This window comes from Desulfuromusa kysingii (assembly GCF_900107645.1).
GTDB lineage: Bacteria > Desulfobacterota > Desulfuromonadia > Desulfuromonadales > Geopsychrobacteraceae > Desulfuromusa > Desulfuromusa kysingii.
In genome coordinates this window covers 265,265-287,557 of record NZ_FNQN01000003.1, presented here as the reverse complement: position 1 = coordinate 287,557, position 22,293 = coordinate 265,265, and the positions used below count along the sequence as shown (strand labels likewise).

The following is a 22,293-nucleotide window of genomic DNA, read 5'->3' as shown; positions in this document are numbered from 1 at the left end:
GTCAGTCTTTCTGGGGACGCTTAATTATTATTTTTGAGGATGTTAATCCCTTTAAGCAAATCAATAGCGCGCTGCAATTGATTGTCTCTTATTGACGGTGAAATCAAAGATTCTGTCTGGCTGTTGTTATTCTCAACAGGTTGCTCTACAAGAGGCTGAAAATGATTTTCCAGATCTGCCTCACGTAATCCACTTTCTGCCGGACTCAGGGGTTGATTTTTTAATTGTGAAACCATGATATCAGGAGTGATCCCCAGAGCCTGAATGGATCGCCCCAAAGGGGTAAAATAACGCGCTGTTGTCAACCGCAACCCTGAGTCGTCGTCGAGGGAGATAATCGTCTGCACTGACCCCTTACCAAAGCTCTGTTCACCCAGAATAATTGCCCGTCGATGATCCTGCAGTGCACCAGCGACAATCTCAGCCGCACTGGCACTGCCACCATTAATTAAGACGATGAGCGGATATTCAGGCTCGGTTCCCTCTTCTTGCGCTGAAAAAGTCATTTGTGCTTCCGGCTCACGGCCATCAGTATAAACGATCAGCCCCTCACTCAAGAACAGATCAGCAACAGCGACAGCCTGCTCTAAAAGACCACCAGGATTGTTGCGTAAATCAAGAATTATCCCTTGCAAATCAACATCAAGGGTACGACGTAATTCACCAAGTTGCTCTTTCAGGTCACGACTGGTTCGATCCTGAAATTGCGAAACCCGAACGTAACCATAGTGCTCTTGAAGGTCACGACTCTTAACGCTCTGCACCTGAATAATGTCACGAATAATGGTGACATTCAGCAATTCTGCAACGCCAGAGCGTTTAACGCTGATGGTAATGGCCTCCCCCTTGGGACCACGCATCATCCGCACCGCCTCCATAATTTCAATATCGCGGGTCGCTTGACCATTAATCTTAACAATTTGATCACCAGCTTGAATTCCGGCCGCATCCGCCGGAGTGTCTTCAATCGGGGAGACAATGATCAAATCCCCATCTTTTACGGTTAGCTCTATCCCCAGTCCTCCAAACTCACCATGGGTGTCAACTTCCATCTCCCGATACATCTCAGGGGTCAGGAAGCTACTATGGGGATCCAAAGTACTCAGCATTCCGCGAATGGCTCCATAAATTAATTTTTCCATGTCGACATCTTCGACATAGTTACTACGAACCAAGGAAAGAACGTCGGTAAAAATTTCCAGTTTTTTATAGTCATCTTTCTCGTTTGCTGAGGCATCGCCACTGAAAGCCACCGCACTCCCGCAAAAAATGAGAATAAAGATAAAGAGTTTAATAAGTTGTCTGGCCTTAGGCATAAAACCTCTCGCACTCAACGCGGTTGCAACCACGATAAAGGATTAACAGGAACTCCCTTTGAACGAATTTCAAAATAAATACTGTCACGCCCCCCCAACCCACTATATCCAAGCAAATCACCTGCAGCGACTTGTTCACCGAGTTTTTTATGCATGCGATCAACCTGAGCGTAGAGGGTATGATAGCCACCAGGATGGCTGAGAATAAACAGATTTCCATACCCTTTAAAATAATCGGCGAAAACGACCTTGCCAGAAGCGACAACCTGAATAGGAGAACCAACAGCAGTCGCTATTTCAATACCGTTACTCTCATAATAGGTACCAAGCTTATCATCTTTTTGTTTCCCAAAGCCAATCACGACACGTCCATTAACAGGCCAACTTAATTTCCCTCGCCCGCTTATAAAATTACCGGCAGCAGGAGCCGAGCTCACAGAGGCGTTCTCTTCAACCTGAAGCCGGGAAATTAGCGCTTTTAGTTTCCGTGCATCTTCTTTTAGTTGGGCCAATTCAGAAGATAACTTCTTCTTATCAGCCTGAGCCTGCTTCAATAACCGAGATTGAAGCTTTTGCCCTTTTTTGACCGCAAGTTGCTGTTGATGTTCGCTTTCAAGCAGTTCGTTTTTTTGCAACCGCAATGCTTCCAATGTTGCCAGCTTCTGCTGGTGGGCCTTGACCGTTTCCCGATATTCAGCCAACAACTCTTTATCGTATTGAAGAACCTTGGTAAAATACTGATATTGTTGCACCATCTCCGTTGGAGATTCAGCAGAAAAGAGAATTTTCAAAACCCCGGTGTCCCCCTCTTTATATAACGCTACCAACCTTTTTTCTAATTTCAGGGTCACCTTCTTAACCCCGGTTTCATTCTCTCTCACTTGTCTACGCTGTTGTTGAATCTCCTTCTCCAACTTTTTGACATTGGCTTTTAATGCCGTTATCCGCTTTTTGACCTGCTCTAGGTTTTTATTAATTAACGCCAACTCTCTGCTGATACTTAGCTCTGACTTCTTTTTATTCTGCAAGTCAGCCTCAGCACGATTGATTCTCGCTTCAACATCCTCCAATTGTGAGTGGTTGTTGCTGAGATCGGCCAAAGATGACGTAACCAGCAGAATAAGGAGCAGACAGCAAGAGACCAGAAAGGAGAAGGATCGGTTCATAGCATTAAAAACGGACGAAACGACGTAAAGAAGAGAGGCTGCCAAGAACCCCAAGAACAACTCCGGAAAAGACCATAATAATTTGCTGATTCATGCTTAAAAACTGCAGATTAAAATCGGTCGGGGTCAACCAGAAAGAGTTCAAACTTGGCGAGAGGATAAAGACAAAAGAGATGGCTAAAAAGGCCAGCGAGAGAACACCACCCAACACCCCCTGGATCGCCCCTTCGAGCATAAAAGGAATCTGAATAAAGCGCATTGTCGCACCCACAAGGGCCATAATCTCCAGCTCATCCCGCCGCGCATAAAGGGTCAACTTGATCGTATTGGAGACAATAAACAGCGCCGCAAACAATAAAAATCCACCGAGGAGAATACCGATGAATCGCAACGATTGAGCAAACTTGTTGAATTTCTCCAACCATTGTTGACCATAACGTAAATCATCAACATCCAGATAATTTTCCAGCTGCTCAATGACCGAGGCGATTCCAGCTTGATTGCGGTATTGCGCCTGCAAGCCCAATTCAAAAGAAGCTGGGAGTAAATCGGCATTGACACCTTCCAGCAAACTGGCGTCTTCACCTAAATGCTTCTTGAAGCGTTTCATAGCATCGGCCTGAGAGACATACTGAACAGTTTCAACTTCGGGAATATCTTTCAGTTTTTTGGTTAATCCGGCAAGACTCTGCTGATCTGGTGCTTTTTGCAGATAGGCGATAACCTGAATCTCTTTCGTCCAGCGCAGCGCTAACTGTTCGGTATTGACAACAACGAGAAAAAAAGTAGCCACCGTAGCCAGAGCCACGGCCATGGTCAGAATCGAAGCTGCACACAGAAGCGGCCACTGACGCATGTTGCGCAGGGCACGCATTATAAAATAACGAATTTTATCCAGCACTGCTGGGGCCTCCAGTTCAACCAACTTGGTCTCTAACAATTTTAAACGTAAACAACCACAGATGGAGAGTTCAACCCTGTAGTGGCCGCTGATCACCGATCAGCTTCCCCTGATCAAGAGTCAGGACCCGTCGAGGAAAGCGCTGATTCAAACTGTGATCATGGGTCGCCAACAATACCGTTGTTCCACGGGCATTGGCTTGCTGGAACAGCGCCATAATCTCAAACGTAACCTCTTGATCCAAGTTACCACTCGGTTCATCGGCAAGTAAAATCAACGGGTCCACAACCAAAGCTCGGGCGATGGCAATCCGTTGCTGCTCACCACCAGAAAGTTCCAGAGGTTTCCGTTGTAACCGATGTTCAAGGCCAACCTCCTTTAACGCCTGATAGACTTTTTTACTCACTTCATAACGTTTTTTACCCTGAGCTTCTAAAGCAAACGCAACATTTTCAAAAACAGTTCTGCTCTGCAACAATTTAAAGTCCTGAAACACAACCCCGACCTTACGGCGCAAAAAAGGGATCTGCCGGCTGCGGATACGGGAGATATTTTTCCTGTCGACAAGAATCTGTCCCTTGGTCGGTCTTTCCGCGGCGTAGAGCATCCGTAGCAACGTTGTCTTTCCCGCTCCAGAGGCACCGGTGATATAGACAAATTCACCCTTGCCGATCTGCAGGGTCATATCCTTAACCGCAGCAGACTCTCCCCCGTACTTTTTGGTCACATTATATAGTTGTATCATAGACCTTCACTAACAAACGCTGGAAGCTTCACTAAGCAACGCAAAGCGGCGATGCAAAGATGACGTCATAACTGGTGTTATCATATCGCTATTTCAAAATATTGAAGGACAACCTTAACCTTGAGCCTGAACGGCCGTGATTGCGGCAACACTGACAATATCTTCAACGGAACATCCGCGTGACAAATCATTTACTGGCTTGGCTAACCCTTGAATGATCGGCCCCACAGCCTCCGCTCCAGCAATCCGTTCAACCAGTTTATAGCCGATATTGCCCGCATCAAGGTCCGGGAAAATCAACGTGTTAGCATGACCGGCTACCTTGGACCCCGGCGCTTTTTTATTCCCGACGCTAGTAATCAAAGCGGCATCAAGTTGCAGTTCGCCATCAATAGCAAGCTCTGGCGCCAGCTCCTTAGCAATGTTCAAGGCGGTCAGAACTTTATCACAATCTTCGTGAACAGCACTCCCTTTCGTGGAGAAACTGAGCATTGCCACCCGCGCATCAACACCGAGGAAGCTCTTACAACTAGCTGCCGTACTCACAGCAATTTCGGCTAAAGCATGTGCATCAGGATTAGGGTTAACCGCGCAATCAGCAAAACAGAGGGTGCCACTTTCACCGAGGTCGGGATTATCCGTCACCATCAGAAAAACTGAGGAAACCGTATTCATCCCCGGAGCTGTCCCAATCACTTGCAATGCTGATCGCAAAACATTGCCAGTGGTATTATCTGCTCCAGCTACAGCCCCGCCAGCATCTCCCTTACGTACCATCATCGTGGCAAAATACAGATTGTCACCAGCCGTCAACAGAGCAACAGCCTCGTCATAGGTCAAGCCTTTATGCTTACGCAACTCCATCAATTCATTGGCATAAGCATCAAGCCGCGCATCAGTTGCAGGATCAACAATCTCAACATGAGCCAGAGAGACCCCAAGTTCCAGCGCTTTAGCATTTAAAGTTTGTGGATTACCCAGTAACACGACATGCGCTAACTTGGCAACGACGATCCTGGCGGAAGCTTCAACCATACGATCATCATATCCCTCGGGCAAGACAACTGTTTGCAGATTAGCACAGGCTTTGGCTTTTATCTGATCGACTAAATGCATCTTTTCCTCCCTTAAATATGCTAACATAACATGTTGAATATGATATAAAAGTTTCCCGATGGATACTACCTAATGGCAAAACCAAGGGTCAATCCTTTTTCAGTTATTACCACAATCAAGCTAGCCGTCGTTGCTGACACTGGCTATACTCAATAGACTATGAATTTCCTGTATCCACCTAAACCGAAGCGCTCCAAGACACCTGCACGGCTCCTTATTGTCTGTCTATTTTTTTCCATCCTCTTTCATATTGCGGTCATCCTCCTGCTTCCCTTGTTACAACCAGAGGAGCAAGCGCCCCTACTGCAACAACAACCAACGCTTGTCCAGTTGGTCGACCTGCCGCCTAAAACTGAAAGGCCTCAAGCGGACAAACCTCGCGAGTTTGAGATTGATCCAGTCCCCATCAAACCACAACCGCTGGAACCGGTGGAATCTTTCCGCAAGGCGGATCGGGATCAAAAAGTGGATCAGGAACAGGCTCCCAAGGGGGATGATGTCCGCGACCAGTCAACGCAAAAGCCACAACTGCCGTCACCAGCTCGCCCCCAACCAATGCCTCAAAGCAAACCGGTTCAGGAACCGCAACCGCAACCACAGCAACAATCACCACGCACTGAAGCAACGTCCTCGCAGCAACAAGCGGCCAAAGCCTCTACACCTCCACCTTCTCAACCGGATCCAGTCTCACCGCCACAAAAACAATTATCGCCGCAGCACCTGTTTCCTGACGCCAGGACCTTAAGTGAAATCGCCCGTGGCAGCCATGGAGACCGCAATCGGGTGAAACAACGTCAAGATGTGGAAATCGGTGACGAGGTCTGGTTGAACTTGCAGAATGACCTGCTAGTCTCGTTCTTCCGTCGTTTTCACGACAAGATCGAACTTGTCTGGAATTATCCCATCGAAGCGGCCAACAACGGAATTGAAGGAACATTACAATTGATGATTATCGTTAATCCCAAAGGTGAACTCCTCGATGTCGACGTGAAACAGTCTAGTGGTTCCGACCTGCTTGATTATGAAGCCATTCAGGCTGTCTACCGGGCTGCCCCCTTTGGCCCGCTGACGAAGCACTATCCTCACGACAAACTCAAAATCAACGCCTACTTCAGTTACCGACTCAGCGGCAAGATCATCTACGGTCGCGGCTATTGAAACCAAAAGTGCCCGGCGATACCGGGCACTTTAAAATAAAAATAATATTATTCAGATTCCCAGCGTAACTTGGGTTTCCGCGCCGCCATCGCTTCATGCAGTCGTTTGACTTTGGCCCGCACCGGTGCCTGCTTAAGCAGTTCAGGATTGTCCTTAGCTTCCTCGGCAATAGCCAACAGAGCATCACAAAACTCATCGATAGTCTGTTTACTTTCCGTCTCGGTCGGTTCAATCATCAAGGCACCATGAACAACCAGAGGAAAGTATATTGTTGGCGGATGGTAGCCGTAGTCAATTAACCGCTTGGCAACATCGAGAGTATGACATTCATTCTGTAGGCCATCTTCAGAAAAAACCACTTCGTGCAGAGAACGCTGCTTGTTGGGCAGAGTGTAGACAGGCTCAAGACGGGCGCGAATATAGTTGGCATTTAAAACCGCCAGTTCGGTCGCACGTTTTAACCCTTCTCCACCCATAGAGAGAATGTAGCTATAAGCCCGCACCAGAACCCCGAAATGGCCATAAAATGATTTCAAGCGGCCAATGGATTGCGGTCGATCATAGTCCAGTTTATAGCCATCAGCATCTTTAGTGACAACGGGAAGGGGGAGAAACGGTTTTAATTTCTCAACCACGCCAACAGGTCCTGAGCCTGGCCCCCCCCCACCATGAGGCGTCGAGAAAGTTTTATGCAGATTAAAGTGCATGACATCGATCCCAATATCACCAGGACGACTGATTCCCATCAATGCGTTGAGATTGGCGCCATCGCTGTAGACCAAACCGCCACGTTCGTGCACAAGGTCACAAATGCCACGGATATCGGCTTCAAACAGGCCGAGGGTATTAGGGTTGGTTACCATCAATGCCGCGACATCATCGTCCATCACCGCCGCGACCGCTTCTTTGGTTAAAATCCCGTTGGAGGCAACCGTGACAACTTCATAACCAGCCAGAGCTGAAGAGGCTGGATTCGTTCCATGAGCCGTATCTGGAATAATAACCTTACGACGCTTTTGACCATTGGCCTCATGCCAGGCATGGATCATCAACATCCCGGTAAACTCCCCCTGGGCCCCTGCTGCCGGCTGCAGAGTCATCGCCGGAAAACCTGATATTTCACCTAAGTCACGTTGCAGATTATACATTAATTCCAAAGCACCCTGATTCAAAGCTTCTGGTGTCTGCGGATGAATATCAGTAAAACCCGGTAGACGTGCCGCAGCTTCATTCACTTTCGGATTGTACTTCATCGTGCAGCTACCGAGAGGGTAAAACCCGCTATCGACTCCATAGTTCCAGGTCGATAGGCGGGTATAATGGCGGACCACATCAACCTCTGAAAGCTCGGGGAATCCTTGAATTTCAGTACGCGTCAGGGCCGCGTCAGGGACTGTCATCGGGACGTCTGGAGCGGCAAGACTGTAACCGACCCGACCCGGCTGGGATTGTTCAAAGAGCAAGTTTTCTTCCAAAACTAAGCCGCGACCTTCTGTACTCATCATGCCTCACCTCCTGCCAATGCAAGCACCAACCGGTCAATCTGTTCCCGACTGTTCTGTTCAGTGACACAAATCAGTAATCCATTTTTCAGATCAGAATAATCTCGTCCGACAGAGATCCCCGCCAAAATCCCCTGCTGTTCCAGACGCTTTTTCAATCTCGCAACAGGCTCAGGACAGGTGACGACAAACTCGTTGAAGGATGTTCCGGCAAAGGGGATTGCAAACCCTTTTAACTGACTGATTTGATTTTTGGCATAGGTCGCTTTTGCATAGTTGAGCTCTGCCAGTTTACGCAGCCCCTGTTTGCCATACAAAGCCAGATAAATGCTGACCATCAGAACACACATACCTTGATTAGAGCAGATATTGGAAGTGGCCTTTTCGCGACGGATATGTTGCTCACGGGTTGCCAGAGTGAGGACGAAACCTCGCTTGCCATCCTGATCGACAGTTTCACCGACTAAACGGCCAGGCAAAACTCGCATATCTTTTTTACGCACCGCAAAAAAACCGATTCCAGGCCCCCCATAGGAGAGTGGAATACCAAAACTCTGCCCTTCGCCAACAACGACATCAGCACCAAGAGCGCCGGGAGCTTTGAACAATGCGAGGGACAATGGCTCCGAAACCGCAGTCACCAGACGAGCTCCTGCGGTATGGGTCAACTCTGCAATAGCGGCCAGGTCTTCAATCTGACCAAAATAATTGGGATAGCCGACGATCACGGCGGCAGCCTGCTCATCAAGCAACGCGCTCAACTCCTGTTGACTAGTGACCCCGTCCTGAAGCGGGACATCAATCAAATCGACATCCAGATAACGGCAGTAAGTTGCAACGGTCTCTCGATACTGTGGTGGCAGCCCTTGCGACAACAATACTTTGTGACGTTTTTTCCCGGCACGGATAGCCAGTAAAGCTGCTTCAGCGCAGGCCGATGCTCCATCGTACATAGAGGCATTAGCAACATCCATCCCGGTTAATTGGCAGATCATCGTCTGGTACTCAAAGATTGCCTGTAACGTCCCTTGGCTGATTTCTGGTTGATAGGGGGTGTAAGCGGTATAAAATTCACTGCGACTGACCAACTGATCAATAACAGTAGGGATAAAATGGTTATAAGCTCCCCCTCCAAGAAAAGAATCCCAGTCAGAAGTTTTACTATTTTTTTCGGCCAATCCCTTTAAAAATAGCAATAGTTCAGATTCTGATTTTGCGTCGGAGATCGCCAGAGGTTTTTTCAGCCGGCAATTCTCCGGGACTCCAGAGAACAGCTCTTCGATGCTAGAAACGCCAATCTGTTCCAGCATCTGCTGTACATCGACATCAGTATGAGGCAGATAACGCATAATTATCCTTTCAACGACTACGCTAACTTTTAGTAGATAACAGTCCTTATAATTTTTATTTTATTAATCTTTTTCGACAAACTCCTGATAGCTGGAGACATCCATTAACCCCTCCAGAAGCTCTGGAGCAGACAACTTAATCTTCACCATCCAACCCGCATCATAGGGAGAATTATTTATAGTTTCCGGCTCATCCAGAAGATCCTCGTTTATCTCAATAACTTCGCCGCTCACCGGCGCATAAACATCTGATACCGCCTTGACGGATTCAACCACCCCAAAGGTTTCCCCGGCTTCAACATTGTCACCCACCTCAGGAAGCTCAACAAAAACAACATCGCCTAGTTGATCTTGAGCAAAATCGGTAATGCCAACCGTAGCGATATCATCTTCAACCAAGATCCACTCATGCTCTTCGGTGTACTTTAATTCCTCTGGAAAATCCATCATCTCCTCCTAGGTCAGATAGCCCAATGGGCGTGTGTTATTGAACGAAAGGCAGAACAGTACGTTCAGCTAAAATCCGATGGTTACGAATACCGATATATAAAGGTTGGTCGCTGTCGGCAATGGTCGCAGGAACTATAGCCAGGGCAATCCCTTTTTTCAGACTGGGTGACAAGGTACCACTGGTGACATGACCGACTTTTTCGCCTTGGCAGAAAACCGGATACCCTGCACGCGGAACTCCAGAGGTCGTTAATGTCAAAGCAATCTGCTTGCGCAGTAACCCAGCTTGTTTTGCCTTGATGATGGCAGCCTGGCCGACAAAGTTGCGTTTTTTCAACTTGGTGATCCAAGCCAATCGTGCTTCAAGAGGCATTATCTCTGCCGTAATTTCATGACCATAGAGTGCGTAGCCTTTTTCCAGCCGGAGAGTGTCGCGGGCCCCAAGACCGATCGGCTTTAGACCAAAGGGGAGACCAACTGACATTAATTCTTGCCAGAGCTTGACCCCTTCAGTTGCAGGACAATACAGTTCAAAGCCATCCTCACCGGTATATCCGGTACGCGAGATGATGGTCTGAATACCGGCGACATCACCTTCCGCAAAGTGATAGAATTTTATTTCGGCAAGGTTCACCGTGGTTAATTTGGAGAGGATCTTTGTTGCAACAGGACCTTGTAATGCCAACTGTGCATATTCAGGACTCCGGTTAACCAAGATCAAATCAATAAAATCTGACCCTTTTTGTAACCCCTGCAACCAGGAAAAATCCTTATCACTGTTAGAAGCGTTTACACACAACAGGTAGCGATCGGCAGCAAACCGGTACAAAGTCAGATCATCAACGACACCGCCAGTCTCATAACACATAGCCGTATACTGCACCTGACCATCAACTAAGGTGGAGACATCATTGGTCATCGCATACTGGAGAAAATCAAAAGCTTGTGGACCGGAAACCTCTATTTCGCCCATATGAGAAACATCAAAGAGGCCCGCAGCAGAGCGTACTGCCTGGTGCTCCGCGATAACACCGGAATATTGTACGGGCATATCCCAGCCACCGAAATCAACCATACGTGCATCCAATTGACGGTGAATCTGATTTAAGGGTGTCGCTTTCATTCGCAAACTCCTTATGAGATTAGTCTATCAACTGGTTTTTGGACGGATCGAGATAAAAGCCAACCAGCAGTTAAAAAGAATCAGGACTCTACAAGCTTTGTAGCAAATCTTGGCCAACCGGCACAACAAGAATATTGAAAATCATATTCCTCTTATTGAGCGGCGCGGCGCTTAGCACTGACAATGGTATTGTAGAGCAACATCGTAATCGTCATCGGGCCAACGCCACCGGGGACCGGTGTGATTGCAGCGGCATTCTCACTAGCAGCTTTAAAATCCACATCCCCGACTAATTTTTTTTCACCGACACGGTTTACACCGACATCAATAACAATCGCCCCCTTTTTGATCCAATCCCCTTTTATCATTTCTGGACGTCCTACTGCGGCAATGACAACATCAGCAGCAGCAACTTTTTGCGGGAGATCAACCGTTCTGGAGTGACATATTGTCACGGTTGCATTTTCAGCTAAACACATCAATGCGACCGGTTTACCAACAATATTTGAACGGCCGACAACAACGACCTCTTTGCCATTGAGATCGACACCATGATGTTCAAGCATCTTCATGACGCCATAGGGAGTGCAAGGTTGAAACAGAGGATTACCCGTCATCAATCGACCGACATTATAGGGATGAAAACCATCAACATCCTTAGTGGGGTCAATGGCCTCCAGAACCTTTGACTCGTCGATATGTTCAGGCAGTGGCAATTGCACCAAAATGCCGTCAATATCAGTGTCGTCATTTAAATTGGTAATCAACTTCAGTAAATCAGCTTCACTGGTTTCAGCCGCCAATTTATGTTCAACAGAATAAATACCTGCCGCAGCACAGGCTTTTTCTTTCATTGAGACATAAACTCGACTCGCCGGATCTTCTCCAACCAGAACAACGGCTAACCCCGGAGTGATCCCCTGAGCGATCAAAGCCTGTGTATCTGCAGCAATGTCTTGCCTTATCTCAGCAGCAATTGCTTTTCCATCAATAATATCAGCCACTAGAAAACCTCCAATAAAAAGAATCCATTCTCACAATTCAAAGACTATACGTAAGCATAAGGTGTTTGTAAACCAAGGATTATGTTAGCTAAATACAAACAAAAAGCCCTCGTCAGATTTTCTCCGACGAGGGCTTTGAAACACGAATAAGGCCACTTAGCTATTGACGGCCTTAGGACATGAAGCACAAGCGCTGCTACTTGCTTTGGACGCACTGGAATGACAGCTTTCTCCATGCGTATAGCCTTGATCATACCAACCTCCGCCTTTCAGCGTAAAAGCAGTTTGGGAGATCTGTTTTTTAACAGCGCCTCCACAACGACCACAGACTTTAATCGGTGCATCTGTAAATTTTTGCCGAACTTCGAAATTCAGCCCACACTCTTCACATTGATATTCATACAACGGCATGATTACGACCTCCATCGTTACGATACTAGACAACTTATAATTTTAATTTGTGGAACAAATTTCTGTCAAGAAAAGTTTTGAGAGATGATGGGTTGTCAGGGGAAATTAAAGGGATCATCAATGTCGTCATCGTTGATGAGTGGTTGCAGTAACCGGGCCTGATAATCGTCCTCCTCAATTTGCAGCATATCTAAATCCATAAGCTTCAAATGATTTTCTATAAGTGCGCGTAAGCCACCTTCAAAGGCGATTTTTTGCCGTCTTATCTCTTGAACCTCATTAAGTAACTGAATCCGATGTTCATTTGCAGCCCGAATCACTCGCTCACCTTCAAGGTGTGCCTCCGCAACAACAATCTCAGCCTCTTTCCGGGCATTCGTTTTCAATTCATCGGTCACCTGATGAGCCGTCATCAACGTTTCCTGTAATGCCTTTTCTCTATCGCGCATCTGTTCAAGTGAGATTTGCGTCCTCGCCAAAGACTCTTTGATCTCATTATTCTGCTTATGCAAACGCTCCAACTCATCAGCCAACATCTCCAGAAAACTGTCAACAGCCGTCGAATCATAACCAAACAAACGGGTTTTAAATTGGTGTTGCTGAATCTCAATGGGGGTAATTCGCATAATCAAACCCTCTACAAGCGCCCTGTTACCGAGCCAGTTGATACAAGAATGAAACCAAAACCTGCTGGACAACAGAAAGAAGTATTAACAGTGCTATCGGTGAAAGATCCAGAGATCCAGCCTGCAAAAAAGGGATGAGTCGGCGCAGGCGATAGAGAGCGGGATCAGTCGCATTGTGCAGAAAGCGGACAATAGGGTTATATGGATCGGGATTCACCCATGAGATCAAAGCCCTGGCGATAACGATAAACGTATAAATAGTAAAAGCCAGGTCAATAATTCTGGCGATAGCAATCAACAAAACACTCATATCTTATATACCTTTCGTTTTCCATAAAAATCACTGTAATTCTTGATATTTATACAGAAGGGCCATATAGGTGTCAAATAATTACCTCTGCGGACCAGCGCTAGATGATTTTGACATAGAAGACAAAACCAGTTAGATTGCTCAGATCAATGAATTAAACCCGATAAAATGTCCTGATATGAGGTAATAATAATGGTTCAAACCAACAACCTGAATGTCCTCGAAGTCTCTCCAATTATTGCACCGATGGAGCTGAAACAGGTCTTCCCTCTGCCTCTTGCAGGGGCCAGCTTTGTCAACGACTCTCGCAACACCATCAAATCGATACTCAAAGGAGAAGACAAGCGCCTGCTTGCAGTTGTCGGTCCCTGCTCGATCCATGACCCCATAGCTGCACTGGAGTATGCCCGCAAGCTGGCTCATCTTGCTGAGGAACTTAAAGACCAATTATTCATTATCATGCGCGTTTATTTTGAAAAGCCGCGGACCACAATTGGCTGGAAAGGGCTTATCAACGACCCGGACATGGATGGAACCCATCTCATTTCAAAAGGTCTGGGGATAGCCCGACAACTCTTCTGCGCCATAACTGAAATGCGGTTGCCAATTGGAAGTGAAATGCTCGACCCCATCACGCCACAATATTTATCAGATATAATCAGCTGGGGCGCTATTGGTGCTCGAACAACGGAATCACAAACACACCGCGAAATGGCCAGCGGCCTCTCTTTTCCTGTTGGCTTTAAAAATGGAACTGATGGCGGTCTCAAAATAGCCATGGATGCAATCGCTGCAGCCTGCCGGGAACATAGTTTTTTGGGCATTAACAAGGACGGCCATTCATCAATCGTCCACACTGCGGGAAATCCTGACGTACATCTGGTTCTGCGTGGTGGTGACAATGCGCCAAACTACTACCCTAAAGATGTTCAGAGAGCAGCCAGGCTGTTAAGTAAAAAAGCACTTCCGACATCGATTATGGTTGATTGTAGCCATGCAAACTCTTATAAGGACCACGATCGTCAAAGTGAAGTCCTTGATAATGTTGTTGACCAACTCATCGCCGATCCTGGGTCAATCACTGGAGTTATGATTGAGAGCAACATCCATGCAGGAAACCAAAGTATCCCGGAAGACCTCAGAGATTTAAAATATGGGGTATCAATTACTGACAAGTGTGTCAGCTGGGAAACAACAGTAGAAATGTTGACTAAAGCACATGACCGATTAGCAGGCAGATAGGCAGTCGTCCCATTACAAGCCTAATGGATGGGACGATCAACCGGGCTGTTTGCATTTATTTCAGCGAGATCAATGGTGCCGTGCTGCTGCTCATATTTATAAATATTATTTTGTAACATCAACATCAGCCGCTTCGCATGACGCGGAGAAGTTATTAATCTGGACTGGACCGTTGCCTTGGGAGCCTGAGGCTGTATATAAATACAGTCAATAACAAATTCATTATCGTTATGGTTCACAACAGCCATATTAATATACTTCCCGACAGCGACATCATCGTTCATCTGAATTTCAAGCTTTATCTCTTGCTTCTTTTCCATATCAGCCTTCCCAGCAGTTAAAATTTCATTGGACCCACTTGTATGATCGCAGCAACAAGAAGGTGAGATTATAAATCATTGAGGAGACGATAGACCCCCTGCTCTAACTCCCAAATAGTTTCACTGGCTTTTTGATGGTCGTTTTGTTCTAACCAGACCCGGGCCCGATCAAGATCAGCATGGGCTTTTAACAGCACAGGCGAGAGCTTTACCTCGAGTTGAAATTGGGGTATTTCTCCGACCGACTCAACCCAATCCTGCAGCTCTTCGGCGGCGATATCGACCAATCGTAATGCGCTTACAGTACTTTCCGGTAAGGTTTCATAAAGACGATCAGATTGGTGATCTATCTGTTCTAACAGTTGTCTATATCTTTCTGAGATGGTCATAATTGGTCCCTTTGCAAGTGAAACTTTCTTTGCTGCGCATCCTATGTAATGAGACCGAAAAGATCAAATACTAAGATGAACATTTCCAGCTTATTTCTTGACTTTCTTATATTCAGATTGCTATTTTCAAAAAAGAGACATTACACGCTAGGGGCGTCTTAGTTACTGAGAGTTCCATTTTTTTTGGAATAACCCTTGGAACCTGATCCGGTTGATACCGGCGTAGGGAAGCGGCAATGAAAACCGATAATAACTATCGGTAGCCGCCTTTTGGCGGTTTTTTTTTGAGTTTTTACAGACGCGATGTTGATATACCTCAATGAAATTCCTCAACAAATAGAATCAGGTAGACAGCTTTATTCACTGCGCGATCAACATAAACCTGAAGCCGACATTCTGATTGTTAACGGTCACCCTGCCAGTTCAGATATGGAACTTAATGCAGGAGATCATATCGTAATGATCTCCCGGGGAGTACAACCTTCGGCAACAGAGCTCGAAGGATTGATGATGGCACGTCACACCCCCGGCGTCCACCAGAAGGTTAAAGGTGGACATATTGGTATAGCAGGGGTTGGCGGGCTGGGTTCCCTGGTCGCTTTAGCCTTGGCAAGAACAGGTATCGGCCAGTTAACCATTGCCGATTTTGACATTGTTGAACCATCAAACTTGAACCGGCAACAGTACTTTATCGATCAAATCGGACAACCCAAGGTTAGCGCCTTAGGTGACAGCTTAAAACGGATAAACCCTGCGATAAAGATCAACTGCTTTGAGCAGAAAGTCACACCTGAAAATATAGCTGAAATTTTCGCGACCGTTGATATCCTCGTAGAAGCCTTTGATGGTGCAGATCAAAAGGCAATGTTGAGCAATCAATTTCTCTGCCTCTTTCCTGACAAAATACTCGTTGCAGCATCAGGAATAGCCGGCTATGGAGCATCCAACAGCATCCGCACAACTAAGATTTCGGATCACTTTTATCTTTGTGGCGATGGCATCACCGCAGCGGAACCAGGGTGTGGACTCATGGCACCTCGCGTTGGGATTGCCGCAAACCACCAAGCCAACGCAGTGCTGCGCCTGCTCCTCAATAAGGAACCGGAATAATATCACTATGGACCTTTCAATTAACGGCCAAATAAAACAGTACCAAGATAAAATCACAGTAGAGCAACTGTTGCGGTTGTCAGGCATCTCCCCTGGGCAGGTTGTCATTGAATTAAACGCCTCCATTCTTTCTCCGGATCTGCACAACAAAACAGTACTCAAGCATGGAGATACAATCGAGCTCATCCAATTCGTGGGTGGTGGCTAAATTTCTCTTTCATTGCAGGATATATTTAACATGGATCAATTAGTTATTGCCGGGCGTCCATTTGACTCTCGTCTACTCGTAGGAACTGGAAAATTCTCTTCAAATCAGGATATGGTTGCAGCAATGGAGCAATCAGGGAGTGAAATTGTCACGGTCGCTTTGCGTCGCGTTGATATTGACAATCCAGATGACTCCATCTTATCGCATATCGACACCGATCGATATCTCTTGCTCCCCAATACCAGCGGAGCACGTGATGCCGAAGAAGCCGTACGACTGGCACGTCTGGCCCGAGCGGCGGGTTGTCTCCCATGGATTAAGCTGGAAGTGACTCCCGACCCATATTACCTCTTACCAGACCCGATCGAGACCTTTAAAGCCGCGCAAACTCTGGTCAAAGAAGGGTTTATTGTCTTGCCTTACATGCCCGCAGATCCAGTCCTCGCAAAAAGATTGGAAGAAATTGGCACAGCCACAGTGATGCCCTTAGGTGCACCAATTGGTACCAATCGGGGAATTCGCACCCGCGATCTTATTGCTATTATCATTGAGCAGGCAAATATTCCCGTCATCGTTGATGCCGGACTCGGAGCCCCTTCCCATGCGGCTGAAGCAATGGAGATGGGAGCAGATGCAGTCCTTGTCAACACCGCTCTTGCCGACACCCCAAATCCAGGCGCAATGGCTCAAGCCTTCCGTAAGGGAGTTGAAGCGGGTCGAGAAGCTTACCTGGCCGGACTTGGTTCTCAGAGAGACAAAGCAGAAGCCTCCAGTCCACTGACTGGCTTCCTAAGGAACGAACAATGAACTTTCAACAACAACTAGAACGCTATCCACAAAACGAGATACACGAGAGAATAGCGACAACCACACCAGCACAAATTGATCTCGCCTTACAACAACAACGCTTAAGTGTTGACGATTTTTCCCGTTTACTTTCTCCGAACATCACCGATGCGCAGTTGGAACAGATGGCGGCAAAAGCGCACAAAATAACTCAGCAGAGATTTGGCAGAACCATCCTTCTCTACGCTCCTATCTACCTATCCAACGAATGTTTCAATGGTTGTAAATATTGCGGTTTTAGTGCCGACAACCACCTGTCACGTAAGACCCTAACCATGCAAGAGGTTGAACAGGAAGCTAAAATTCTGCGCAGCCATGGTTTTCGCCACATGCTGCTACTCACCGGAGAAGCGCCTAAAGTTGCCGGGATCGATTATCTTGAGAACGCGGTTAAAATCATTAAAAAATATTGCGGATCGATATCGATAGAGGTCTTCCCGATGGACATTGATGGATATCAGCGCATGGTCGATGTCGGAGTTGATGGTTTAACCGTATACCAGGAAACCTACGACTCTGAACTATATCGGCAACTTCACCCTTACGGACCCAAAAGCAACTATAGTTATCGACTTGCAGCTCCTGAAAGAGCTGGAGCAGCAGGTATGCGAAAAATTGGCATCGGCTCTCTCCTCGGCTTAGGTGACAGTTTAAGTGATGTCTTCTACAGCGGCTTACATGGTCTGTATTTAGCCCGTAAATTTTGGCGCTCTCAAGTCACCCTCTCCTTTCCACGCCTTTGTCCTGCTGAAGGTGGATTTCAACCCAACAGTATTGTTGATGATCGCCAACTCACCCAATTTATCTGTGCATTGCGACTCCTTCTGCCTGACGCAGGCCTTATCCTTTCAACCCGCGAAAAAGCAGCACTACGCAATAATCTATTACCCCTTGGTATCACCCAGATGAGCGCAGGATCCAGCACCTCACCCGGCGGTTATAGTGAAGACAGTCACGATGGAGAACAATTCACCACCAGCGATGAACGATCTCCAAGTGAAGTCGAAAGTTATTTAAAATCAAGAGGATATGATCCGGTTTGGAAAGACTGGGATGGCGCATTTCTGAGCAAAGCGAACTAATGTGTCGATCTCTTCCAGGTGTCTACTTGATTACAGATCGACATCAAATTCACAAAAAAAAGACACTCCTTGAAACCGTTGATGAGTTACTACAAGCTGGATTACGAATGATTCAGCTACGTGAAAAGGATCTATCAGCAGCGGAACTCTATCCCCTAGCGAAAGAACTCCGCTGCCTGACTCACCAATACCATAGCCTACTATTGATCAACGACCGGGTGGACTTAGCGCAGGCGGTCAATGCAGACGGTGTCCACCTTGGTCACCACTCCCTGCCAATTGATGTCGCACGTAAAGTCATTGGCTCAAAATTGCTAATCGGCGCGTCAACCCATTCGCACTCTGAGATAACACGCGCCTATGAACAAGGTGCCGACTTTGTGACTTATGGTCCGGTTTACTTTACCCCCTCAAAAGCCCCTTACGGCAAACCTGTTGGCCTACAATCGTTACAAGACATTTGTAAATACGCGCCTCTACCCGTGTATGCACTGGGTGGAGTCAAAACAGAAAATGCCCTGGAAACTTTGCAATCTGGAGTTGCAGGGATTGCAGCTATTTCAGCGTTACTTTCAACGCCCTCACCTGCTCAAGCATACGCAAACTTGACTAAAGTCCTGATTCAACACAAAAAGAGCTGATCCTAACAAATAAACCCTCAAGACCAATAAAAAAAGGTTTCTACAAATTAATGTAGAAACCTTTTTAAAATGGCGGGAATGACGAGACTTGAACTCGCGACATCCTGCGTGACAGGCAGGCACTCTAACCAACTGAGCTACATCCCCAAACTTTGTTCTTTAGGCACTTCAAAATCTTGAGATCATGAAGAACCTTTTAAATGGTGGGCGAAGAGGGGTTCGAACCCCCGACATCCTGCTTGTAAGGCAGGCGCTCTCCCAGCTGAGCTATTCGCCCTGGGCTTGCATAAAAATGGCGGGAATGACGAGACTTGAACTCGCGACATCCTGCGTGACAGGCAGGCACTCTAACCAACTGAGCTACATCCCCTAAACTTATTACCGTGTTACAGATAGAAATAGGAAGTTAACCTGGGGCTTAAAGAGGTTTGAGGAGATTAGCCCTGAACTTCCTACTTCCGATAATCTATATAAAAACAAGAGTACTTATATATTAATTTACAGCATCTTTCAATGCTTTACCTGCTTTAAATTTTGGTACTTTAGCAGCAGCAATTTGAATTTTTTCACCAGTTTGTGGATTCTGACCAGTGCGGGCAGCACGATCACCTACACTAAAAGTGCCAAAGCCGACCATAGCAACTTTTTCTCCAGCTTTCAATGCATCAGTTACAGCTTCTGTGAAAGCCTTAAGTGCACCTTCTGCATCAGTTTTACTCAGCCCCGCCTTTTCTGCCATTGCATTGACCAGATCTGCTTTAGTCACAGGATACCTCCTCATAATGTTTTAAGTAAATTCAGCTACGCGAAAACGCGTTAAGATATATCAGGTTTACGAAAAAACTGTCAAGTTGTTTTTCCCCATTTTTCGGGCTTTAGAGCAATAAAAATCGGTTTATGACTTTATGCCTTCTGAGGCTTTTTTTTCATCTGAAATCAAAGCGAACTCAAGAACCGTATCGACATGTGCGACAGCTTCAATATTCAATGATTTCATCAACAGCGGTGACATTTCAGCCAAATGCTTTTTATTATCCATTGGAATTAAAACCTTGGTAATTCCACCACGTCTGGCAGCAAGAAGTTTTTCCTTTAAACCACCGATTGCCAGTACCCTGCCACGCAGAGTCATTTCACCAGTCATCGCCAGATCTTTTCGTACCGGGAGACCGGTAAAAGCCGAGGCCAAGGCTGTTGCCATGGTAATCCCTGCCGATGGACCGTCCTTGGGGACAGCCCCTTCTGGCACATGGATGTGAACATCTAACTTGGAGTAGAAATCTTCCTCAAGATGCAACTCTTTCCAGCGAGAACGGATGTAACTCATCGCTGCCTGAGCTGATTCCTGCATCACATCGCCCAACTGTCCAGTGATGGTCAGCTTTCCTTTACCAGGTAGCACGGTGACCTCAATCGTCAGCAACTCACCACCCGTTTCAGTCCAAGCCAAACCGGTCGCAATTCCAACCTGATCTTTCTCTTCCCGCACGCCATACTGATACTGCTGAACCCCCAGATACTTCTGGATTTGTTTTTCTCCGACCTTAAATTTCTTCTCTTTGCCTTCTGACAATGATTTTCTTGCAAGTTTTCGCATGACCGCAGCGATATTACGATCCAGGCTGCGAACCCCGGATTCCCTTGTGTAGCGGCGGATAATCTCGTAGATTGCGCGATCAGAGATAAGAATCTGCTGGTCGGTCAGACCGTGTGCCTCAATCTGCTTTCCTAACAGATAACGCCGCGCAATATGCAGCTTTTCTTCCTCTGAATATCCTTCGATTCTAATCACTTCCAAACGATCGTGCAGAGGACGGGGAATAGACTGAAGATTGTTTGCCGTTGCAATAAACAGAACCTGCGACAGATCATAATCAACATCCAGGAAGTGGTCCACAAAACTATTGTTCTGTTCAGGGTCGAGAACCTCAAGCAGTGCTGATGATGGGTCACCACGGAAATCGGTACTCATCTTATCAATCTCGTCCAGCATAAAAACCGGGTTTTTCACTCCAGCCTTGCGTAACCCTTGAATAATTTTTCCTGGCATGGCACCGATATAGGTGCGCCGATGCCCACGAATTTCAGCCTCATCACGCACCCCACCAAGGGAAATACGGACAAACTTTCTTTGCAGAGCTTTGGCAATGGACTTTCCAAGTGAAGTTTTACCCACGCCAGGGGGGCCAACAAGGCACAGAATCGGACCTTTGATCTTCTTGACCAGAGCCTGAACAGCCAAATATTCGAGCACCCGCTCTTTCACCTTCTGTAATCCGTAGTGATCTGCTTCGAGGATCTCCTCAGCCGTTGTTAGATCATGCCGATCACTCGTCCCCTTCTGCCACGGCAACGATAACAACCATTCAATATAATTACGCACGACAGTGGCTTCAGCTGACATTGGCGACATCATCTTCAACTTGCGCAATTCCGTATGCGCTTTTTCAGTCGCCTCCTTAGACATTTTCTTTTTCTTTATCTGTTCTTCAAAATGGAGGATTTCCTGTTTGAACTCATCTTGACCACCTAGTTCCTTCTGGATCGCCCTCATCTGCTCGTTCAGATAGTACTCTTTCTGGCTGCGCTCCATCTGGCTTTTAACCCGACTGCGGATTCGTCCCTCGACTTGTAAAATCTCAATTTCTTGTTCAAGGAGCACCAATATATGCTCCAGACGCTGAGAAGGATCAACATCTTCAAGCATTTCCTGCTTGTCAGCGATAGGAACTTGAAGATGCCCAGCCACGGTATCAGCCAATCGAGAGGGGTCATCAATACCAGAGAGGGTTGAACTGACTTCAACCGGCACTTTTTTACTCAAGCCGACATAAGTCTCAAAACTTGATTTAATAGCCCTGATAACGGCCTCAACCTCGGAAGAATCCGCGATTGACTCATCTAACGGTTCGACCAGCGCTTGAAGTAGCCCATCACCCTGTTCGAATGAGAGCATTTTCCCCCGCCAACACCCTTCGACCAGCACCTTGACCGTTCCATCGGGGAGTTTAAGCAATTGCACAACCTTACCAACAGTTCCGAACTCATGCAGATCATCAGCGTCAGGCAGATCAACCTTGGGATCCTTCTGACTCACCAGAAAGATCAACTTATCCCCTGCAGAGGCCATCTCAAGTGCACCAATAGACTGGGCCCTGCCGACAAACAAGGGGGCAACCATATAAGGGAAGATAACAATATCCCGCAAAGGCAAGATAGGCAGAAGTCGCGTCACTAAATTCATGGGATTTTCAATAGAGTCAGGCATAGATCTAGAA

At 46.8% G+C, this 22,293-nt stretch carries 24 protein-coding genes, 3 tRNA genes and 1 riboswitch; of the genes, 7 read left to right on the top strand and 20 right to left on the bottom strand.

Annotation, left to right across the window (positions count from 1 at the left end):
• Positions 1-20: 20 nt before the first annotated feature.
• From BLU87_RS06650 to pta, 5 genes are all read right to left on the bottom strand, one after another.
• Complete coding sequence (locus BLU87_RS06650; protein ID WP_092345978.1) at positions 21-1,316, bottom strand: S41 family peptidase; 1,296 nt, start codon at positions 1,314-1,316, stop codon at positions 21-23.
• Positions 1,317-1,330: 14 nt separating this feature from the next.
• Positions 1,331-2,536 carry a murein hydrolase activator EnvC family protein gene (locus BLU87_RS06645; protein WP_092345976.1) on the bottom strand — a complete coding sequence of 402 codons (1,206 nt, stop codon included), beginning with the start codon at positions 2,534-2,536 and terminating at the stop codon, positions 1,331-1,333.
• Positions 2,487-3,479: a permease-like cell division protein FtsX gene (gene ftsX / locus BLU87_RS06640; RefSeq protein ID WP_245706400.1), complete on the bottom strand. Its 993-nt coding sequence runs from the start codon at positions 3,477-3,479 to the stop codon at positions 2,487-2,489. The genes BLU87_RS06645 and ftsX overlap by 50 nt, the downstream gene beginning before the upstream one ends.
• Positions 3,454-4,128 (bottom strand): cell division ATP-binding protein FtsE, encoded by a 675-nt coding sequence (gene ftsE, locus BLU87_RS06635; RefSeq protein ID WP_092345974.1) that lies wholly within the window; start codon positions 4,126-4,128, stop codon positions 3,454-3,456. Before ftsE ends, ftsX begins: the two co-directional genes overlap by 26 nt.
• A 114-nt stretch (positions 4,129-4,242) precedes the next feature.
• Positions 4,243-5,244: a phosphate acetyltransferase gene (gene pta / locus BLU87_RS06630; RefSeq protein WP_092345972.1), complete on the bottom strand. Its 1,002-nt coding sequence runs from the start codon at positions 5,242-5,244 to the stop codon at positions 4,243-4,245.
• A gap of 159 nt (positions 5,245-5,403) precedes the next feature.
• On the opposite strand from pta, the gene BLU87_RS06625 reads away from it, so the two are divergent.
• The gene (locus BLU87_RS06625) at positions 5,404-6,402 is read left to right on the top strand and encodes an energy transducer TonB (protein ID WP_092345970.1); all 999 of its coding nucleotides are present in this window, start codon (positions 5,404-5,406) and stop codon (positions 6,400-6,402) included.
• A gap of 47 nt (positions 6,403-6,449) precedes the next feature.
• Here BLU87_RS06625 and gcvPB read toward each other — a convergent pair whose 3' ends face one another.
• The 8 genes from gcvPB to BLU87_RS06585 all read right to left on the bottom strand — a co-directional run bounded on the left by gcvPB (position 6,450) and on the right by BLU87_RS06585 (position 13,177).
• Positions 6,450-7,907, bottom strand: a complete 1,458-nt coding sequence (gcvPB, locus tag BLU87_RS06620) for an aminomethyl-transferring glycine dehydrogenase subunit GcvPB (protein ID WP_092345968.1) — start codon at positions 7,905-7,907, stop codon at positions 6,450-6,452.
• On the bottom strand, positions 7,904-9,259 hold the full coding sequence (gene gcvPA / locus BLU87_RS06615) for an aminomethyl-transferring glycine dehydrogenase subunit GcvPA (RefSeq protein ID WP_139167484.1): 1,356 nt from the start codon (positions 9,257-9,259) through the stop codon (positions 7,904-7,906). Before gcvPA ends, gcvPB begins: the two co-directional genes overlap by 4 nt.
• A gap of 57 nt (positions 9,260-9,316) precedes the next feature.
• Complete coding sequence (gene gcvH, locus BLU87_RS06610) at positions 9,317-9,700, bottom strand: glycine cleavage system protein GcvH (protein WP_092345964.1); 384 nt, start codon at positions 9,698-9,700, stop codon at positions 9,317-9,319.
• A 37-nt stretch (positions 9,701-9,737) separates the two neighbouring features.
• Positions 9,738-10,826: a glycine cleavage system aminomethyltransferase GcvT gene (gene gcvT, locus BLU87_RS06605; RefSeq protein ID WP_092345962.1), complete on the bottom strand. Its 1,089-nt coding sequence runs from the start codon at positions 10,824-10,826 to the stop codon at positions 9,738-9,740.
• 152 nt (positions 10,827-10,978) lie between these two features.
• The gene (gene folD / locus BLU87_RS06600; protein ID WP_092345960.1) at positions 10,979-11,830 is read right to left on the bottom strand and encodes a bifunctional methylenetetrahydrofolate dehydrogenase/methenyltetrahydrofolate cyclohydrolase FolD; all 852 of its coding nucleotides are present in this window, start codon (positions 11,828-11,830) and stop codon (positions 10,979-10,981) included.
• Positions 11,831-11,986: 156 nt separating this feature from the next.
• Entirely contained in the window at positions 11,987-12,241 is a 255-nt protein-coding gene (locus BLU87_RS06595; RefSeq protein WP_092345958.1) for an FmdB family zinc ribbon protein, read from the bottom strand.
• Positions 12,242-12,336: 95 nt separating this feature from the next.
• Positions 12,337-12,867 (bottom strand): DivIVA domain-containing protein, encoded by a 531-nt coding sequence (locus BLU87_RS06590; RefSeq protein WP_092345956.1) that lies wholly within the window; start codon positions 12,865-12,867, stop codon positions 12,337-12,339.
• 25 nt (positions 12,868-12,892) lie between these two features.
• Positions 12,893-13,177 carry a YggT family protein gene (locus BLU87_RS06585; protein ID WP_092345954.1) on the bottom strand — a complete coding sequence of 95 codons (285 nt, stop codon included), beginning with the start codon at positions 13,175-13,177 and terminating at the stop codon, positions 12,893-12,895.
• A 192-nt stretch (positions 13,178-13,369) separates the two neighbouring features.
• Between BLU87_RS06585 and BLU87_RS06580 the strand changes: the two genes are divergently transcribed.
• Positions 13,370-14,419 carry a 3-deoxy-7-phosphoheptulonate synthase gene (locus BLU87_RS06580; RefSeq protein ID WP_092345952.1) on the top strand — a complete coding sequence of 350 codons (1,050 nt, stop codon included), beginning with the start codon at positions 13,370-13,372 and terminating at the stop codon, positions 14,417-14,419.
• Positions 14,420-14,439: 20 nt separating this feature from the next.
• Here BLU87_RS06580 and BLU87_RS06575 read toward each other — a convergent pair whose 3' ends face one another.
• A complete protein-coding gene (locus BLU87_RS06575) occupies positions 14,440-14,739 on the bottom strand; it encodes a DUF3467 domain-containing protein (protein WP_092345950.1) in 300 nt (99 codons plus the stop codon).
• A 68-nt stretch (positions 14,740-14,807) separates the two neighbouring features.
• Positions 14,808-15,128 carry a hypothetical protein gene (locus BLU87_RS06570; protein WP_092345948.1) on the bottom strand — a complete coding sequence of 107 codons (321 nt, stop codon included), beginning with the start codon at positions 15,126-15,128 and terminating at the stop codon, positions 14,808-14,810.
• A gap of 139 nt (positions 15,129-15,267) precedes the next feature.
• A riboswitch (TPP riboswitch) is annotated at positions 15,268-15,374 on the top strand.
• A 57-nt stretch (positions 15,375-15,431) separates the two neighbouring features.
• Between BLU87_RS06570 and thiF the strand changes: the two genes are divergently transcribed.
• The 5 genes from thiF to thiE are packed head-to-tail and all read left to right on the top strand — an operon-like array spanning position 15,432 to position 19,015.
• Positions 15,432-16,238, top strand: coding sequence for a sulfur carrier protein ThiS adenylyltransferase ThiF (gene thiF, locus BLU87_RS06565; RefSeq protein WP_092345946.1), 807 nt, complete (start codon positions 15,432-15,434; stop codon positions 16,236-16,238).
• 7 nt (positions 16,239-16,245) lie between these two features.
• The gene (gene thiS / locus BLU87_RS17270; protein WP_175498285.1) at positions 16,246-16,446 is read left to right on the top strand and encodes a sulfur carrier protein ThiS; all 201 of its coding nucleotides are present in this window, start codon (positions 16,246-16,248) and stop codon (positions 16,444-16,446) included.
• A gap of 30 nt (positions 16,447-16,476) precedes the next feature.
• Entirely contained in the window at positions 16,477-17,253 is a 777-nt protein-coding gene (locus BLU87_RS06555; RefSeq protein WP_092345942.1) for a thiazole synthase, read from the top strand.
• Positions 17,250-18,374: a 2-iminoacetate synthase ThiH gene (thiH, locus tag BLU87_RS06550; protein WP_092345940.1), complete on the top strand. Its 1,125-nt coding sequence runs from the start codon at positions 17,250-17,252 to the stop codon at positions 18,372-18,374. Before BLU87_RS06555 ends, thiH begins: the two co-directional genes overlap by 4 nt.
• Positions 18,374-19,015: a thiamine phosphate synthase gene (thiE, locus tag BLU87_RS06545; protein ID WP_092345938.1), complete on the top strand. Its 642-nt coding sequence runs from the start codon at positions 18,374-18,376 to the stop codon at positions 19,013-19,015. Before thiH ends, thiE begins: the two co-directional genes overlap by 1 nt.
• 70 nt (positions 19,016-19,085) lie before the next feature.
• Here the strand turns inward: thiE and BLU87_RS06540 are convergent.
• The 5 genes from BLU87_RS06540 to lon all read right to left on the bottom strand — a co-directional run bounded on the left by BLU87_RS06540 (position 19,086) and on the right by lon (position 22,283).
• Positions 19,086-19,162 (bottom strand) — tRNA-Asp (locus BLU87_RS06540).
• A 54-nt stretch (positions 19,163-19,216) separates the two neighbouring features.
• Positions 19,217-19,292: transfer RNA gene (locus tag BLU87_RS06535), tRNA-Val, on the bottom strand.
• A 16-nt stretch (positions 19,293-19,308) separates the two neighbouring features.
• A tRNA-Asp gene (locus tag BLU87_RS06530) sits at positions 19,309-19,385 on the bottom strand.
• Between the two features lie 123 nt (positions 19,386-19,508).
• Positions 19,509-19,781 carry an HU family DNA-binding protein gene (locus tag BLU87_RS06525; RefSeq protein WP_092345936.1) on the bottom strand — a complete coding sequence of 91 codons (273 nt, stop codon included), beginning with the start codon at positions 19,779-19,781 and terminating at the stop codon, positions 19,509-19,511.
• 129 nt (positions 19,782-19,910) lie between these two features.
• Entirely contained in the window at positions 19,911-22,283 is a 2,373-nt protein-coding gene (gene lon / locus BLU87_RS06520) for an endopeptidase La (protein WP_092345934.1), read from the bottom strand.
• Positions 22,284-22,293 lie beyond the last annotated feature (10 nt).